At 71.3% G+C, this 16,422-nt stretch carries 15 protein-coding genes; 11 read left to right on the forward strand and 4 right to left on the reverse strand.

Features of this window, described 5'->3' with window-relative positions:
• Window positions 1-18: 18 nt before the first annotated feature.
• On the reverse strand, window positions 19-1,143 hold the full coding sequence (locus tag FYC51_RS02030; protein WP_148732022.1) for a mannose-1-phosphate guanylyltransferase: 1,125 nt from the start codon (window positions 1,141-1,143) through the stop codon (window positions 19-21).
• A 179-nt stretch (window positions 1,144-1,322) separates the two neighbouring features.
• Between FYC51_RS02030 and sdhC the strand changes: the two genes are divergently transcribed.
• The 9 genes from sdhC (at window position 1,323) to FYC51_RS02075 (ending at window position 9,485) form a co-directional block, all read left to right on the forward strand.
• Window positions 1,323-1,745 (forward strand): succinate dehydrogenase, cytochrome b556 subunit, encoded by a 423-nt coding sequence (sdhC, locus tag FYC51_RS02035; protein WP_148732023.1) that lies wholly within the window; start codon window positions 1,323-1,325, stop codon window positions 1,743-1,745.
• Window positions 1,746-1,756: 11 nt separating this feature from the next.
• Window positions 1,757-2,203: a succinate dehydrogenase hydrophobic membrane anchor subunit gene (locus FYC51_RS02040; RefSeq protein WP_148732024.1), complete on the forward strand. Its 447-nt coding sequence runs from the start codon at window positions 1,757-1,759 to the stop codon at window positions 2,201-2,203.
• A 7-nt stretch (window positions 2,204-2,210) separates the two neighbouring features.
• Window positions 2,211-4,019, forward strand: a complete 1,809-nt coding sequence (gene sdhA / locus FYC51_RS02045) for a succinate dehydrogenase flavoprotein subunit (protein ID WP_148732025.1) — start codon at window positions 2,211-2,213, stop codon at window positions 4,017-4,019.
• A gap of 1 nt (window position 4,020) precedes the next feature.
• Window positions 4,021-4,782 carry a succinate dehydrogenase iron-sulfur subunit gene (locus FYC51_RS02050; protein WP_148732026.1) on the forward strand — a complete coding sequence of 254 codons (762 nt, stop codon included), beginning with the start codon at window positions 4,021-4,023 and terminating at the stop codon, window positions 4,780-4,782.
• 99 nt (window positions 4,783-4,881) lie between these two features.
• The gene (locus FYC51_RS02055; RefSeq protein ID WP_148732027.1) at window positions 4,882-6,270 is read left to right on the forward strand and encodes a YihY/virulence factor BrkB family protein; all 1,389 of its coding nucleotides are present in this window, start codon (window positions 4,882-4,884) and stop codon (window positions 6,268-6,270) included.
• A 10-nt stretch (window positions 6,271-6,280) separates the two neighbouring features.
• Window positions 6,281-7,120: an exodeoxyribonuclease III gene (locus tag FYC51_RS02060; protein WP_148732028.1), complete on the forward strand. Its 840-nt coding sequence runs from the start codon at window positions 6,281-6,283 to the stop codon at window positions 7,118-7,120.
• A 28-nt stretch (window positions 7,121-7,148) separates the two neighbouring features.
• Window positions 7,149-8,159 carry a tryptophan--tRNA ligase gene (gene trpS, locus FYC51_RS02065; protein WP_148732029.1) on the forward strand — a complete coding sequence of 337 codons (1,011 nt, stop codon included), beginning with the start codon at window positions 7,149-7,151 and terminating at the stop codon, window positions 8,157-8,159.
• A 1-nt stretch (window position 8,160) separates the two neighbouring features.
• Complete coding sequence (locus tag FYC51_RS02070; RefSeq protein WP_148732030.1) at window positions 8,161-8,742, forward strand: GNAT family N-acetyltransferase; 582 nt, start codon at window positions 8,161-8,163, stop codon at window positions 8,740-8,742.
• On the forward strand, window positions 8,739-9,485 hold the full coding sequence (locus FYC51_RS02075) for an HAD family hydrolase (RefSeq protein ID WP_238476167.1): 747 nt from the start codon (window positions 8,739-8,741) through the stop codon (window positions 9,483-9,485). Before FYC51_RS02070 ends, FYC51_RS02075 begins: the two co-directional genes overlap by 4 nt.
• An 81-nt stretch (window positions 9,486-9,566) precedes the next feature.
• On the opposite strand, the gene glpK is transcribed toward FYC51_RS02075, so the two are convergent.
• The 3 genes from glpK to FYC51_RS02090 all read right to left on the reverse strand — a co-directional run bounded on the left by glpK (window position 9,567) and on the right by FYC51_RS02090 (window position 13,865).
• On the reverse strand, window positions 9,567-11,081 hold the full coding sequence (gene glpK / locus FYC51_RS02080) for a glycerol kinase GlpK (RefSeq protein ID WP_148732031.1): 1,515 nt from the start codon (window positions 11,079-11,081) through the stop codon (window positions 9,567-9,569).
• Window positions 11,082-11,147: 66 nt separating this feature from the next.
• Complete coding sequence (locus tag FYC51_RS02085; RefSeq protein ID WP_148732032.1) at window positions 11,148-11,921, reverse strand: MIP/aquaporin family protein; 774 nt, start codon at window positions 11,919-11,921, stop codon at window positions 11,148-11,150.
• Window positions 11,922-12,113: 192 nt separating this feature from the next.
• Window positions 12,114-13,865 (reverse strand): glycerol-3-phosphate dehydrogenase/oxidase, encoded by a 1,752-nt coding sequence (locus FYC51_RS02090; protein WP_148732033.1) that lies wholly within the window; start codon window positions 13,863-13,865, stop codon window positions 12,114-12,116.
• A gap of 147 nt (window positions 13,866-14,012) precedes the next feature.
• Here FYC51_RS02090 and FYC51_RS02095 point away from each other — a divergent pair, with 147 nt between their 5' ends.
• Entirely contained in the window at window positions 14,013-15,029 is a 1,017-nt protein-coding gene (locus tag FYC51_RS02095) for a sugar-binding transcriptional regulator (protein ID WP_148732034.1), read from the forward strand.
• A 69-nt stretch (window positions 15,030-15,098) separates the two neighbouring features.
• On the forward strand, window positions 15,099-16,343 hold the full coding sequence (locus FYC51_RS02100; RefSeq protein WP_148732035.1) for a hypothetical protein: 1,245 nt from the start codon (window positions 15,099-15,101) through the stop codon (window positions 16,341-16,343).
• Window positions 16,344-16,422: the final 79 nt, after the last annotated feature.

Raw genomic sequence — 16,422 nt, forward strand, 5'->3', positions numbered from 1 at the left:
CCGTTCTCTCGAGTGCCCCTAGAGCACGTCGCTCGACCCGCCGAGCCGGAGGGCGTCGACGACCGCCTTGACCCGCTGGGCGTGCTCGCTCGTCGTGACGAGGAGCGCGTCGGGCGTGTCCACGACGACGATATCGTGCACGCCGATCAGGCTGATGACCCGCTTCGCGCGGCTCACGACGATGCCGCTCGACGCGTCGGCGAGCACGCGGGCGTTCTCGCCGAGGATCGCGAGCTCGCCGGAGCGGCCGGCCGTGTTGAGCTTGGCGAGCGACGCGAAGTCGCCGACGTCGTCCCACTGGAAGTGGCCGCGGATGACCGCGAGCCGCCCGGCCGCGGCGGCGGGCTCGGCCACCGAGTAGTCGATGGCGATCTTCTCGAGCGTCGGCCAGATCCGGTCGACGGCCGGGCCGCGCGTCTCGGGGTCGTCCCACGCCTCGGCGAGCTCCACGAGCCCGGCGTGCAGCTCGGGCTTGGTGCGGGAGAGCTCCTCGAGCAGGGTCGACGCCCTCGTGATGAACATGCCGGCGTTCCAGAGGTGGTCGCCGCCCTCGAGGTAGCGCTTCGCGGTCTCGAGGTCGGGCTTCTCGACGAAGTTCGACACGGCCTCGACGCGGTCGGCCCCCGGCACCCGGATCGGGCCGCCGCACTCGATGTAGCCGAACCCGACGGCGGGCTCGGTGGGCGTGATGCCGATCGTCGCGATGTACCCGGCGCGGGCGGCGGCGACGGCGTCGGCGACCGCCGAGCGGAACAGCGCGTCGCCCGAGATCACGTGGTCGGCGGCGAACGAGCCGATCACGACGCCGGGCTCGCGGCGCTCGAGGATCGCGGCGGCGAGGCCGATGGCCGCGGTCGAGTCGCGCGGCTCGCTCTCGAGCACGATGTTCTCGTCGGCGAGGGCGGGCAGCTGCGCCTCGACGGCCGCGCGGTGCGCGCGTCCCGTCACGACCATGACCCGCTGCTCGCCCGAGAGGGGTGCGAGCCGGTCCCACGTGTCCTTCAGGAGGGTCTGGCCCGACCCCGTGAGGTCGTGCAGGAACTTCGGCGCGTCCGCCCGGGAGAGCGGCCACAGCCGTGAGCCGACGCCCCCCGCGGGGATCACGCTGTAGAAGCCCTCGAGGGGCAGGGAAGGTACCGACATGCGATCGAGGATACCCGTCGGCCCTCCGCGGCATCCGCTCGCCGTCGCGCCCGGGAGCGCCCGGGGTTAGGCAGCCCTAAGCCGCGCCTCCTCCGACGCGGGACTAGACTCGCATGCGGGCCGTGCGCCCGTCGTGCCCTCTCGTCAAGGGCGAATCACACAGCCAGGGAGGGTTGTTCATGCCAGAGACCTCGGCAGGAACCCTGACCGCACCCGAGAAGCCGGCCAAGCAGCGGCCGGGCGGCACGCTCTACCGCGGCCGCGAGGGCATGTGGTCATGGGTGCTGCACCGCATCACCGGCGTCGCCATCTTCTTCTTCCTCCTGGTGCACATCCTCGACACCGCGCTCGTGCGCGTCAGCCCCGAGGCCTACAACGCGGTGATCGGCACCTACCAGACGCCGATCATGGGCCTGGGCGAGGTCGCGCTCGTCGGCGCCATCGTGTTCCACGCCTTCAACGGCCTGCGCATCATCCTCGTCGACTTCTGGACGTGGGCGACCCGCCACCAGCGCGTGCTCTTCTACGTGGTCATCGCCCTCTGGGTGGTCACCATGCTCGCGTTCGTGCCCCGTCACCTGATGAACGTCTTCAGCCACTGAGAGGCCGCGACATGACTGCCATCGAAGCACCCCGCAGCCCCGCGCGCCCGGCCCGCAAGCGCGGCGTCAACTGGGAGAAGTGGGGCTGGATCTACATGCGCGCGTCGGGCGTCGTCCTGATCGTGCTCATCTTCGGCCACCTGTTCACCAACCTGCTCGTGGGCGAGGGCGTGAAGGCCATCGACTTCGGCTTCGTCGCCGGCAAGTGGGCGGACCCGTTCTGGCAGTGGTGGGACGTGCTGATGCTCTGGCTCGCGCTCATCCACGGCGCCAACGGCATGCGCACGATCGTGAACGACTACACGAGCCCCGGCACCATCCAGCGCCTGCTGAAGCTCGCACTGTTCGCGGCCGCGGCCGTGCTCATCGTGCTCGGCACGCTCGTGGTGTTCACCTTCGACCCGTGCCCCGCCGGCGCCCCCGCCGACCTGCTCCCCTCGTTCTGCCCCGCCGCCTAGGAGACCTGTGAATCCCGAGAGCGCCCACGTCGAGACGACGGTCGTCGACGGCGTCCACCACCACCAGTACGACATCGTCATCGTCGGCGCCGGCGGCGCGGGGATGCGGGCCGCGATCGAGGCCGGGCCGGGTGCGCGCACCGCGGTCATCTCGAAGCTGTACCCGACCCGCTCGCACACGGGCGCGGCGCAGGGCGGCATGGCCGCCGCGCTCGCGAACGTCGAGGAGGACAGCTGGGAGTGGCACACCTTCGACACCGTCAAGGGCGGCGACTACCTCGTCGACCAGGACGCCGCCGAGATCCTCGCGAAGGAGGCCATCGACGCGGTCATCGACCTCGAGAACATGGGCCTCCCGTTCAACCGCACGCCCGAGGGCAAGATCGACCAGCGCCGGTTCGGCGGGCACACGCGCGACCACGGCAAGGCGCCGGTGCGCCGAGCCTGCTACGCGGCCGACCGCACGGGCCACATGATCCTGCAGACGCTGTTCCAGAACTGCGTCAAGCTCGGCATCGAGTTCTACAACGAGTACTACGCGCTCGACCTCGTGATGACCGAGGTCGACGGCGTCCCCCAGCCGTCGGGCGTCGTGGCCTACGAGCTCGCCACGGGCGAGCTCCACGTCTTCCAGGCCAAGGCCGTCATCTTCGCGACCGGCGGCTTCGGCAAGATCTACAAGACCACCTCGAACGCGCACACGCTCACGGGCGACGGCGTCGGCATCATCTGGCGCAAGGGCCTGCCGCTCGAGGACATGGAGTTCTTCCAGTTCCACCCGACCGGCCTCGCAGGCCTCGGCATCCTCCTCACCGAGGGCGCCCGCGGCGAGGGCGCGATCCTGCGCAACGCCTCGGGCGAGCGCTTCATGGAGCGCTATGCGCCGACCATCAAGGACCTCGCACCGCGCGACATCGTCGCCCGCTGCATGGTGCAGGAGGTGGCCGAGGGCCGCGGCGCCGGCCCCCACCGCGACTACGTGCTCCTCGACTGCACGCACCTCGGCGCCGAGGTGCTCGAGACGAAGCTGCCCGACATCACCGAGTTCGCGCGCACCTACCTGGGCGTCGACCCGGTCTACGAGCCCGTGCCCGTCATGCCCACCGCGCACTACGCGATGGGCGGCATCCCGACCAACGTCGCGGCCGAGGTGCTGCGCGACAACACGACGGTCGTGCCCGGCCTCTACGCGGCCGGCGAGTGCGCCTGCGTCTCGGTGCACGGCTCGAACCGCCTCGGCACCAACTCGCTGCTCGACATCAACGTCTTCGGCAAGCGCGCCGGCCGCAACGCGGTCGAGTACGTGAAGACGGTCGACTTCACGCCGCTGCCCGACGACCCGGCGGCCGGCGTGCGCGACCTGCTCCAGCAGCTCCGCGACTCCGACGGCACCGAGCGCATCGCCGCGATCCGCAAGGAGCTGCAGGACGAGATGGACAAGGGCGCGCAGGTGTTCCGCACCGACGAGTCCCTGGCGCACGTGGCATCCGTCATCGCGTCGCTGCGCGAGCGCTACAAGCACATCGCGGTGCAGGACAAGGGGCGCCGGTTCAACACCGACCTGCTCGAGGCCGTCGAGCTCGGGTTCCTGCTCGACCTCGCCGAGGTCGTCGTGCACTCGGCCCGCAATCGCGAGGAGAGCCGCGGCGGCCACATGCGCGACGACTTCCCGAACCGCGACGACGAGAAGTACATGCAGCACACCATGGCGTACCTGACCGGCGACGCCCACTCGTCGCACGCCGAGGACCACATCCGGCTCGACTGGAAACCGGTGACGGTCACGCGCTACCAGCCGATGGAGAGGAAGTACTGACGTGAGCACCGCAACGCTCGAGAACCCGCCGGCCGCGAGCGCGCCCGTGCAGTCGTTCACGGTCACGTTCCTGATCCGCCGCTTCGACCCCGACGTCGACACGGAGCCGCGCTGGCAGGACTTCGACGTCGAGATGTACGCGACCGACCGCGTGCTCGACGCCCTGCACAAGATCAAGTGGGAGCAGGACGGCTCGCTGACGTTCCGCCGGTCGTGCGCGCACGGCATCTGCGGGTCGGATGCCATGCGCATCAACGGCCGCAACCGCCTCGCCTGCAAGACGCTGATCAAGGACCTCGACATCTCGAAGCCGATCTACGTCGAGGCGATCAAGGGCCTGCCGCTCGAGAAGGACCTGGTCGTCGACATGGAGCCGTTCTTCGCGAGCTACCGCGAGGTGCAGCCGTTCCTCATCGCGAACTCGAAGCCCGAGCCCGGCAAGGAGCGCATCCAGTCGATCGCCAAGCGCGAGATCTTCGACGACACCACGAAGTGCATCCTCTGCGCGGCGTGCACCTCGTCGTGCCCCGTGTTCTGGACCGACGGGCAGTACTTCGGCCCCGCGGCCATCGTCAACGCGCACCGGTTCATCTTCGACTCGCGCGACGACGCGGCATCCGTGCGCCTCGACATCCTCAACGACAAGGAGGGCGTGTGGCGCTGCCGCACGACCTTCAACTGCACCGACGCGTGCCCCCGCGGCATCGAGGTGACGAAGGCCATCGCCGAGGTGAAGCAGGCCATCATGCGCGGCAAGCCCTGACGCGACGCGCTCGCTGACGACGAGGGGCCGGTGCCGATCGCACCGGCCCCTCGCGCATGCTCCCGGCATCCGGCGCACCTGATCGGTACGCTGAGGAGCGTGAGCGAGCCCACCCCCGCCGGCCGTGGTCGAAGCCGACGCCGCGGGTCGGATGCCGCGAAGGCACGCGGCGCGACGGACGCCGCCGCGCCCGCGACCGCGGTCGTGAGCTCCAACGCCGCGACCACCGCGGCGGCGACCGGCGCGGCGGCGACCGGCGTGCCCGCCGCGGCGCCGTCGACTCCGGAGGTGGCCGGCGGGCCGTCGTCGAGCACGAAGGGTCGTTTCGAGGAGCTGAGCGAGCAGACCCGGCAGCGGTTCGAGCCCCAGATCGCCACGATGACGAACCTCACCGAGAAGACCATGGCGCTGTTCCCCGTGCGGGTCTGGCGGCTCTTCCTCGCGCGGAACGGGTTCCTGCTCTCGGCCGGGATGAGCTACCAGGCCCTCTTCGCGATCTTCGCGGCGGTCTACATCGTGTTCGCGGTGGCCGGCATCTGGCTCACCGGGAACCCCGACACCCTCGACGCGTTCATCACGCTCCTGAACTCCTATGCGCCGGGCCTCGTCGGCGACGACGGCATCATCTCGACCGAGGACCTCACCACGATCGCGACGTCGAGCACGAGCCTGTTCGGCCTGACGGGTGCGGTCGCGCTCGTCGGCCTCATCTGGACGGCCATCGACTGGATCACCTATTCCCGCCTCGCCGTACGGAGCATCTTCGGCCTGCCGAAGGACACGAGCGCGTACGTGCTGCTGAAGTCGAGAGACTTCCTCGTCGGCCTGGCGTTCGGCACCATCCTGATCCTCGCGACGGCGCTGTCGGTCGCCGCGACGTCGTTCTTCGGGTGGCTGACCGGACTCATGGGCCTGCCCGAGGACTCCGGCTGGTCGGAGGCGCTCGTGCAGGGCGGGTCGATGGTCGTGGTCTTCGCCATCGACACCCTCGCGCTGGCGGTGCTCTTCCGGTTCCTCTCGGCGGCGGCCATGCCGTGGCGGCGGATGTGGGTCGGCTCCCTGCTCGGCTCCGCCGCGCTCACCCTGCTGCAGCTGCTCAGCGGCCTCATCGTCGCCGGGGCGACCAAGAACCCGCTGCTCGCGACGTTCGCGGTCTTCATCGGCCTGCTGCTCTGGTTCCGCGTGATCAGCATCATCATCCTCGTCGCGGCCGCGTGGATCGCCGTCGAGGCCTTCGACGCCCACGAGACCCTGCGGATCGTCAGTCCCGAGGAGCTCGCCGCGGAGGAGCGGGCCCGCGAGGAGGACGCGCTCGTCACCGCGGCCCGGGTGCGGGTGCGCGAGGCGGAGCGCGCGGTCGCCGCCGCGAGCTGGTACGAGCGCGTTCCGGCCCGGCGCCGCCTCTCGAAGGCGCAGGCCGAGCTCGCCGCCGCGGAGGCCGCGATCGGCCCCCGGCCGGCGAAGAAGAACGTCGGGGGCCTCCCCTAGGATCGAAGGCATGCCCCCCGCGAAACCGCTCCGTGTCGTCAGCGCCAACGTCAACGGGATCCGGGCCGCATACCGCCGTGGCATGGGCGAGTGGCTCGCCGCACGCGACGTCGACATCCTCGCGATGCAGGAGGTGCGAGCCACCACCGAAGACGTGCAGGCCCTGCTCGGCGACGAGTGGGACATCCTGCACGATCCCGCCACCGCGAAGGGCCGCGCCGGCGTCGCCATCGCGAGCCGAAATCGCGCGAGCATCCACCGCGTCGAGCTCGGCGCGCCCGACTTCGACAGCGCGGGCCGCTGGCTCGAGGCCGACTACGAGGTGGGCGCGCGCGTCGTCACGGTCGTGAGCGCCTACGTGCACTCCGGCGAGGCCGACACTCCCAAGCAGGTCGAGAAGTACCGCTTCCTCGACGCCATGGAGGCACGCCTGCCCCAGCTCGCCGCCCACTCCGAGCTCGCCGTCGTCGTCGGCGACCTCAACGTCGGGCACCGCACGCTCGACATCCGCAACTGGAAGGGCAACGTCAAGCGGGCCGGCTTCCTGCCCGACGAGCGCGCGTACTTCGACCGGTTCGTCGGCGCAGAAGACGCCGACGACTACAACCGCGGCGCCGGGCTCGGCTGGATCGACGTCGGCCGCCGCTTCGCCGGCGAGGTCGACGGTCCCTACTCCTGGTGGTCGTGGCGCGGCAAGGCGTTCGACAACGACACGGGCTGGCGCATCGACTACCAGCTCGCCACGCCCGCGCTCGCCGACGCCGCGGTCGCCTACGCGATCGATCGCGCCGACGCCTACGACGCCCGATGGTCCGACCACGCTCCCGTCGTCGTCGACTACGCCATCTGACACCACCGCTGACAAGGACTCCCACCGCATGAACGCCTCCCGTCCCGTCGTCTTCTCCGGCATGCAGCCGTCGAGCGACTCGCTCCACCTCGGCAACTACCTCGGTGCGCTCGTCAACTGGGTCGCCCTCCAAGACGACCACGACCCCATCTACTGCGTGGTCGACCTGCACGCCATCACCGTGCCGCAGGAGCCGGGCGCCCTGCGCGAGGCGACCCGGCGCACGGCCGCCCAGTACCTCGCCGCGGGCGTCGACCTCGACCGGTCCACGCTCTTCGTGCAGTCCCAGGTGCCGGCGCACGCCGAGCTCGCCTGGGTGCTCGGCACGCTCACGGGCTTCGGCGAGGCGAGCCGCATGACGCAGTTCAAGGACAAGTCGGCGAAGCAGGGCACGGATGCCACGACGGTCGGCCTGTTCACGTACCCGGTGCTCATGGCGTCCGACATCCTGCTCTACGACACGCAGCTCGTGCCGGTCGGCGACGACCAGCGCCAGCACCTCGAGCTCACGCGCGACCTCGCCGGCCGCTTCAACTCGCGCTTCGGCGAGACCTTCGTCGTGCCCGAGGCGCTCATCCCCAAGGAGTCGGCGCGCATCTACGACCTCCAGGAGCCCACGGCCAAGATGTCGAAGTCGGCGCAGTCCGAGGCCGGCCTCGTGAAGGTCATGGACGACCCCGCCGTCACCGCGAAGAAGTTCCGCAGCGCGGTCACCGACACGGGTCGCGAGGTGCGCTACGACCTTCGCGAGAAGCCGGGCATCTCGAACCTCCTCGACATCCTCGCGGCGACCACCGGGCGGTCGATCCCCGAGCTCGAGGCCGAGTACGACGGCCGCGGCTACGGCGACTTCAAGAAGGACGTGGCCGACGCCGTGGTCGAGCGGCTGGCGCCAATCCGCACGCGCACGCTCGAGCTCCTCGAGGACCCGGCCGAGCTCGACCGCCTGCTCGCGATCGGCGCCGAGCGGGCGAGCGAGCGCGCCGAGCGGATGCTGCGCACGGTCTACGACCGGGTCGGCTTCGTCCGCCGGGGCTGACGTGCGCCCCGTCGCCCTCCGCACGCGACGGCTCGTGCTCGACGAGCCCATGCCGTACGACGCCGAGGCGGTGACGCGGTACTGCCAGGATCCCCTGTTCGAGCAGTACCTGACGACACCGTGGCCCTACCGCCGCGCCGACGCCGACGCGTTCCTCGGTGTGCACGTGCCCGAGTCGTGGGCGACGGGCGCCGAGCTCACGTGGGCGCTGCGCCTCGCCCACGGCAGCCGGCTCCTCGGCGTCATCAGCGTGCGGTCCGGCGAGCACGAGATCGGCTACTGGATCGGCGCGGAGCACCGCGGCGCCGGCTTCATGAGCGAGGCGGCGATCGCCGTGGCCGAGTGGGCGCTGGGCGGCGGCATCCGTCACGCGACCTCGCTGCGCTGGCGTGCGGTCGCGGGAAACGTGGCGTCGGCGAAGGTCGCCCGCGCGGCGGGCTTCCTCCGCGTGCATGCCGAGGATGCCACGGTGCCGACCCGCGACGGCCGGGGCACGCTTCCCGCGTGGCATGCGGTGCGCACGGCGCCCGCCGATCCCGCGGCATTCGCGAGCTGGGCCGACATCCTCGGGGAGGCCGCGTGACCGGCGGGTCGCCCGTCGTGCTGTTCGACCTCGACGACACGCTCATGGCGCACCGCGAGGCGGTCGCCGCCGGGATCGTGCGCTACATGCGCGAGCGCGCCTACGAGGGCGACGAACAGGTCGCGGCACGGCGGTGGCACGAGCTCGAGGAGGAGCACTACCTGGCGTACCTCGGCGGGGCGCTCAGCTTCGAGGGCCAGCGGCGGGCGCGGGCCGCGGCGTTCGCCCGCGAGTTCGGCGAGGACCTCGACGACGTCGATGCGAGTGCGTGGTTCGCCGAGTACTTCGAGCGCTATCGCGACTCGTGGGCGCTGCACGACGACGTGATCCCGGCGTTCGAGGCCCTCGCCGCCGGCCTGCCGGGCGTTCGGTTCGGCATCATCACGAACGGCGAGCTCGAGTTCCAGACCGCGAAGGTCGTGCGACTCGCCCTGCACGGCCGCGTCGACCACGTGATCGCGTCGGGCGAGCTCGGCGTCACCAAGCCCGACCGGGCCATCTTCAACGCGGCCGTCGATCGCTTCCGCTCGACCGGCGCGGTCTCGGGCGCCGCATACGTCGGCGACCGGCTGCGCACCGACGCCATCGGCGCCGCCCGCGCCGGGCTCATCGGCGTGTGGGTGAACCGCACGGGCGCCACGCCCGACGCCGACGCCGCGGCCGAGGCGCGCGAGACGGGCGTGCTCGAGGTGCAGGGGCTCGACGAGCTCGCTCCCCTGCTCGTGCCGCGGCTGGCCGGCTGACCGCAGCACGTCGACATGAGGAACGGGCCGGACGCACCCCCATGCGTCCGACCCGTCATCCCACCGTACCTGCGGTGAGGCCTAGATCACGTCCTCGTCCACCCAGTCGAGGGTCTTCGAGACGGCCTTCTTCCAGTTGCGGTCGAGTCGCTCGCGCTCGCCGGCCTCCATCGCGGGCTCCCAGCGGCGGTCCTCCTGCCAGTTGGCGCGGAGTTCGTCGAGGCCCGACCAGAACCCGACCGCGAGGCCGGCCGCGTAGGCCGCGCCGAGCGCCGTCGTCTCGGCGACGACCGGACGGACGACGGGCACGCCGAGGATGTCGGCCTGGAACTGCAGCAGGGTGTCGTTCGCGGTCGCGCCGCCGTCGACGCGCAGCTCCGAGAGGTCGATGCCCGCGTCGGCGTTCACCGCCTCCACGACGTCCCGGGTCTGGAACGCGATCGCCTCGAGGGCGGCGCGGGCGATGTGCCGCTTGTTCACGTACCGGGTGAGGCCCACGAGGGCGCCGCGGGCGTCGGGCCGCCAGTACGGCGCGAACAGGCCGGAGAACGCCGGCACGAAGTACGCGCCGCCGTTGTCCTCGACGCCCTTCGCGAGGTCCTCGACCTCCGCCGCCGACGAGATGAGGCCGAGATTGTCGCGCAGCCACTGGATCAGCGATCCCGTGACCGCGATCGAGCCCTCGAGCGCGTAGTGCACCGGCTCGTCGCCGAGCTTGTAGCCCACCGTGGTGAGCAGCCCGTTGCGCGAGTGCACGATCTCCTCACCCGTGTTGAAGATGAGGAAGTTGCCCGTGCCGTAGGTGTTCTTCGCCTCGCCGGCGTCGAACGCCGCCTGGCCGAACGTCGCGGCCTGCTGGTCGCCGAGGATGCCGGCGATCGGCGTCTCGCGCAGCAGCGAGTGCTCGTTCGCGACGCCGTAGACCTCCGACGACGACTTGATCTCGGGCAGCATCGAGCGCGGCACGCCGAACGCGGCGAGGATCTCGTCGTCCCACTGCAGGGTCTCGAGGTCCATGAACATCGTGCGGCTCGCGTTCGTGACATCCGTCGCGTGCACGCCGCCCTCGACACCGCCCGTGAGGTTCCAGAGCACCCAGGTGTCGGTCGTGCCGAACAGCAGGTCGCCGGCCTCGGCCTTCTCGCGGGCGCCGGGCACGTTCTCGAGGATCCACACGATCTTGGTGCCCGAGAAGTAGGTCGCGAGCGGCAGCCCGACCTGCTCCTTGAATCGCTCGACGCCGCCGTCGGCCGCGAGCCGGTCGACGATGGCCTGCGTGCGGGTGTCCTGCCAGACGATCGCGTTGTAGACCGGCTCGCCGGTCGTGCGGTCCCAGACCACCGCGGTCTCGCGCTGGTTCGTGATGCCCACCGCGGCGATGTCGTGCCGGGTCAGGTTCGCCTTGCCGAGCGCCTGCCCGATGACCTCCCCCGTGTTGCGCCAGATCTCGGCGGGGTCGTGCTCGACCCAGCCGGCCTTCGGGAAGATCTGCTCGTGCTCGAGCTGCCCGGTCGAGACGATCGATCCGGCCTTGTCGAAGATGATCGCGCGCGACGAGGTGGTGCCCTGGTCGATCGCGAGGACGTAGTCAGCCATCTGAGAACTCCGTTGCTGTCAGTGAATGGGTGATGCGGGTGGGGTGGGGTGAGCGGATGCCGCGGCTCAGCCGAGCAGGGGCAGGAGCGGGATCGCGACCCACCCGGCGAGCAGCCCGCCGATGATCGGGCCGACGACGGGCACCCACGAGTAGGACCAGTCGCTGCCGCCCTTGCCGCGGATCGGCAGGATGGCGTGCGCGATGCGCGGGCCGAGGTCGCGGGCCGGGTTGATGGCGTAGCCGGTCGGGCCGCCGAGGGAGGCGCCGATGCCGATCACGAGGAGGGCGACGGGCAGCGCGCCGAGCGAGGCGAGGCCGGATGCGTCGCCCTGGCGGCCGAAGCCGATGACGACGAACACGAGCACGAACGTGCCGATGATCTCGGTGACGAGGTTCCAGCCGTAGGAGCGGATGGCGGGGCCGGTCGAGAACACGCCGAGCTTGTTGGCGGGCTCGGGCTCGGCGTCGAAGTGCTGCTTGTAGGCGAGCCAGGCGACGACGGCGCCGAGGAACGCGCCGAGCAGCTGCGCGCCGATGTAGGTGAGCACCGAGACGACGTCCACCGGCACGCCGGTGCCGAACGCCGGGTTGCCGAACTCGGTCGCGCCGTTGGCGACGAGCCCGAGCGTGACGGCCGGGTTGAGGTGCGCACCCGACGCGTACGCGACGATGACGCCGGCGAACACCGCGAGGCCCCAGCCGAAGTTCACCATGAGGAACCCGCCGTTGAAGCCCTTGTTCTTCGCGAGCGCGACGTTGGCGACGACGCCGCAGCCGAGCAGCACGAGCATGGCCGTGCCGACGAGTTCCGAGAGGAACACGATTCCGAGATTGTCCACGTTGACCTTCCTTCAGAGGTGCGGACGCGCCGAATGGCGCGCCCGAGGCGCCCGGGCGTGAGCGTGCTCGTGCCCCGGGATGAACACCGGGCGCCGCCGGCTGCGATCAGCCGGCCGCCCCGATGAACGGTATCCGCCGAAACGCCCGATGACGGGGGTTCCGCGGTGCACATCCGTGCAGTTTCGGCGGCGTCAGCCGGCCGCGGCGACCTCCGGGATCGCCACGCCATGGCGCTCGGCGAGCACGCGGCGCGCCTGCGCGACCTCGGCGATGCGCCGCTCCGCGTCCCATCCGAGCTCGTCCGCGACGACGTCGGCCAGCTCCTCGAGCAGGGGCGCCGAGACGGTGCCGGTGAACGCCATGCTGGTGCGCCGCTGCACGAGGTCCAGCAGGTGCGCCACCCGCTCGTTGCGCACGAGCCAGGCGATCTCGCCGCGCGTGTAGCCGGCGTGGTGCTCAAGCGCGAGGTCCTCCACGCCATCGATGTCGTCGAGGAGCGCCGCCGCGCGGGTGCCGTACCGGTCGAGCAGCACCTCGGCCCGCTCGCGGCCGACCTCGTCGGCGTGCCCGACGATCCAGACGCGCCGTGCGTCCTCGGTGGTCGGGAAGCCCGCGCCGCCGCCGATCGGGAGGTCGGCCGTGGACCGGAGCCGCTGGCGGCCGAGGAGGCCGAGGACCTCGTCGGAGAGGTGCCCGGCGAGGGCGCGGAACGTGGTCCACTTGCCGCCGACGAGGCTGAGCAGCGTCGTGCCCGGGCGCTCGGCGACCTCGGCCCGCTCGATGCGGTAGTCGCGGCTCACGAAGCCCGGCTGGGTGTCGTCGTGCCGCGGGAGCGGGCGGACGCCCGAGAAGCGGTAGACGATCTGCGACCGGTCGACGTCGACGCCTGGGAAAACGTGCGCGATGAGCTCGAAGAAGTAGTCGACCTCCTCCTCGGTGCAGACCGCGGGCTCCCGCATGTCGTGCTCCAGGTCGGTCGTGCCGACCATGACGCGGCCCTTGAGCGGGTAGATGAGGACGATGCGGCCGTCCTCGTGCTCGAAGAAGATCTCGCGCCCGCCGGTCGCCTCGAGGAGTGCGGGGTGGTCGAGCACGATGTGCGAGCCCTTCGTGCCGCCCATGTAGGTCGTCGGCCGGCCGAGCCCCGCGTTCGTGAGGTCGGTCCACGGCCCCGACGCGTTGACGACGACGTCGGCGGCGATCGCGAACTCCTCGCCGGTGAGGCCGTCGCGCACGCGCACGCCGTCGGCGCCGAGCCCCACGGCCTCGACGTGGTTCACGGCGCGGGCGTGCGGCCCGGCGGCGAGGCCGTCGAAGAGCACGTCGAGCGCGAGGCGCTCGGGATCGTGCATGCTCGCGTCGTAGTAGGTCGCCGTGTACTTGAGGTCGGGATTCAGCGCGGGCAGGTCGGCGAGCGAGCGCCGACGACCGTGGAACCGGTGCCGCGGCACCGAGCCGCCGTCGCGCGAGAAGGCGTCGTAGATCGTGAGGCCGCTCTTGATGAGCACGGCGCCGCGTTCGGTGGGCTTGCCCTGCCGATGGGTGAGGAACCGCAGCGGAGCGGAGAGGATGCCCGAGAAGGTCGAGAAGATCGGCACGGTCGTCTCGAGCGGCTTCACGTAGTGCGGTGCGATGCGGATCAGCGCGTTCCGCTCCTGCACCGACTCCTGCACGAGCCGGAACTCGCCGTTCTCGAGGTAGCGGATGCCGCCGTGGATCATGTGCGACGACGCCGACGACGCGCCCGAGACGAAGTCGTCCCGCTCGACGAGCACGACGTCAACGCCCTGCAGGGCGAGGTCCCGGAAGGTGGCGAGGCCGTTGATGCCGCCGCCGATGATGACGACGTCAGCGGTCGGCCGTGCGCGCAGCGCGGCGACCTCGGGGCGCAGGCGTCGGCCGGCGCGATCCTGGCGGGGCGTGGTCGTGGGGTTCGCAGACATCGCTGTCCTCTTCTCGATGCGGTCGATTCTCGATGCGGGATCCGCGGCATCGCCGGGCTTGCGCTGGGCGGGCCGGTGTGGATGAATACATCGTGGGCACGCTCGCACGCAGTTGCAAGCCGCGTGCACATACGTGCAAGGAGCGACATGGAGTTCGAGAACGACCAGCGGGCACCCGAGACCGTCCCCGGGAAGACGCGCGACGCCCTCCGGGCCGCCCACCTGTACTACATGCAGGACCTCACGATGGACGCCATCGCACAGGAGCTCCACACCTCGCGATCCTCGATCTCCCGCCTGTTGAGCCACGCGCGCGCCAGCGGGCTGGTCGAGATCTCCATCCACTCGCCGCTCGACCTCCCGAGCCGGATCGAGCAGGAGATCCTCGAGCGGCACGAGGTCCGCGCGCACGTGGTGCCCGTGCCCGACCATGCGAGCGACGTCGACCGACTCGACCGAGTGGCGTTGTCGGCTGCACGGATTCTCGGCCAGTACGTGGACTCGAACCAGATGATCGGCGTCGCGTGGGGGTCCACGATGACGGCGATGAGCCGGCACCTCGTGCCGAAGGCGACGCACAACACGGAGATCGTGCAGCTGAACGGCGCCGGAAACCTGCGCACCACCGGCATCCTCTACGCCAGCGAGCTGCTGCGCCGGTTCGGCGACGCGTTCGGCGCGCGCGTGCAGCAGTTCCCCGTGCCGGCGTTCTTCGACGACCCGGCCACCAAGCGCGCGTTCTGGAAGGAGCGGAGCACGCGCCGACTGCTCGACCTGCAGGCACGGCTCGACGTCGCGATCTTCGGCGTCGGCTCCCCGTTCGCCGAGGTGCCGAGCCACGTCTACCAGGGCGGCTACCTCGAGCGCGCCGACTACGAGTCCCTGAGCCGCGAGGGCGTGGTCGGCGACGTCGCCACGGTGTTCTACCGCACCGACGGCACGAGCGAGGGCATCGCGCTGAACGAACGTGCGACCGGACCCGACTTCGCGGTCCTGCGGCGCGCGCCGCGGCGCATCTGCGTGGTCTCGGGCAGGGCCAAGCTGCCCAGCCTGCGCGGCGCGCTCGCGGCCGGCCTCATCACCGACCTCATCGTCGACGAGGGCACCGCCCGCGCGCTCGTCGAGCCCGAGCCGGGTGGCACGCGCTCCGCGACGAAATCGTGACCGAACGGCGTCGCTCCGGGAGGTAGCGTGATCCTCGCGGTCGCCCGAACGGCCGCGTGAAAGGACCCCATGCGCCCCGCAGACGCAGCCGAGCCCGAGGTTCAGGAGCCCCCTTCCTCCGAGCACCACGAGCCCGAGCACCACGAGCCCGAGCACCACGAGCCCGAGCAGCCCGCTGCGCCGGGGTCCGCATCCCCGCGCCGCACGGGCCTCATCGTCGCGGGCGCCGTCGCCGGCCTCATCGCCGTCTCCCTCGTCGGGCATCAGCTCGTGGCGAACGCGGTGCACGCGTGGATCTGGCCGGCCTGGTCGGCCGCCGACACGCGTTTCGACGAGGCGAGCGCGGCGTACGAGGGCACGTTCGAGCGCAGCGACTCCGCCGTGCAACGCGCGGAGTTCCTCCTCGGCATGGCCACCGGCGACCTGGTGCGGCCCGAGGACCGGGCCGCGCTCGAGGAGGGCATCGACGGAGCCCGCCAGGTCCTGGAGGATCGGCCCGCGGCGCCCACGGGCGTGGTCGAGCTCGGGGAGCCCGACTCGATGGCGCCGGCGTGGGAGCGGTACGGCGACCTCGTCGAGCTCATCGAGCTCGTCCCGTCGCGCAACGAGGCCGCGGTGCGCTTCGACGCCGCGGCCGAGCAGGTCGCCGCCGGCACGAAGGCGATCGCCGAGGCATCCGAGACGCTGCTGACCGGAACGGAGGAGCTCGCCCGCGCCGCCCTCGACGCGAGCCCGTCCGCGACGTACCAGTATCGGTTCGCGGTCGAGGACGCCCTCGCCGGACTGCGGCACTCGCCGGGCGTGTCCTCCGGCGACGCCGACCGGTTCACCGCGCTCTCCGCCGCGGTCGCGGGCGTCCGCGCGTCGCACGCCACGGAGGAGGCGCATCGTCTCGAGCATCCCGTGCGCGCCGAGATCGAGGCGTTCGCCCGGTCGATCGCGTCGGACGTCGAGCTCGAGTTCGCGTGGGCGTACACCGTCGCGGGCCGGTCGAGCGACGCCTGGTACTCCGGCACCGCCGAGTTCAAGCCCGACGGCCAGGGCTGGGGCCTCATCTCCCTGACCGAGAGCATCGAGTCGGAATGGGCGAACGACGTGAACGCGAAGGCCGTGGTCGTGCACGAGGTCGGCCACACGCAGGTGCTCCGCCAGGCGTGCTACGACATCTTCGCCGCCGCGCCGTTCGACGGCGACCACGAGGTATGGGCGACGGCCTGGGCGATCGGCATGGGCTACGACCTGCCGGGCGCGGGCATCGAGATGTACGGCCGACCGTCGGACGCGCAGATCGAGGCCTCGAAGGCGTGCCGCTGACGCATCGAGCGCGTGCCGCGCACGAGGGCAGGCGGGGAATAGTCGGCGTGTCGCTGCGTTGACCTAGAATCGACACGAG

The organism is Agromyces mariniharenae (assembly GCF_008122505.1).
Lineage (GTDB): Bacteria > Actinomycetota > Actinomycetes > Actinomycetales > Microbacteriaceae > Agromyces > Agromyces mariniharenae.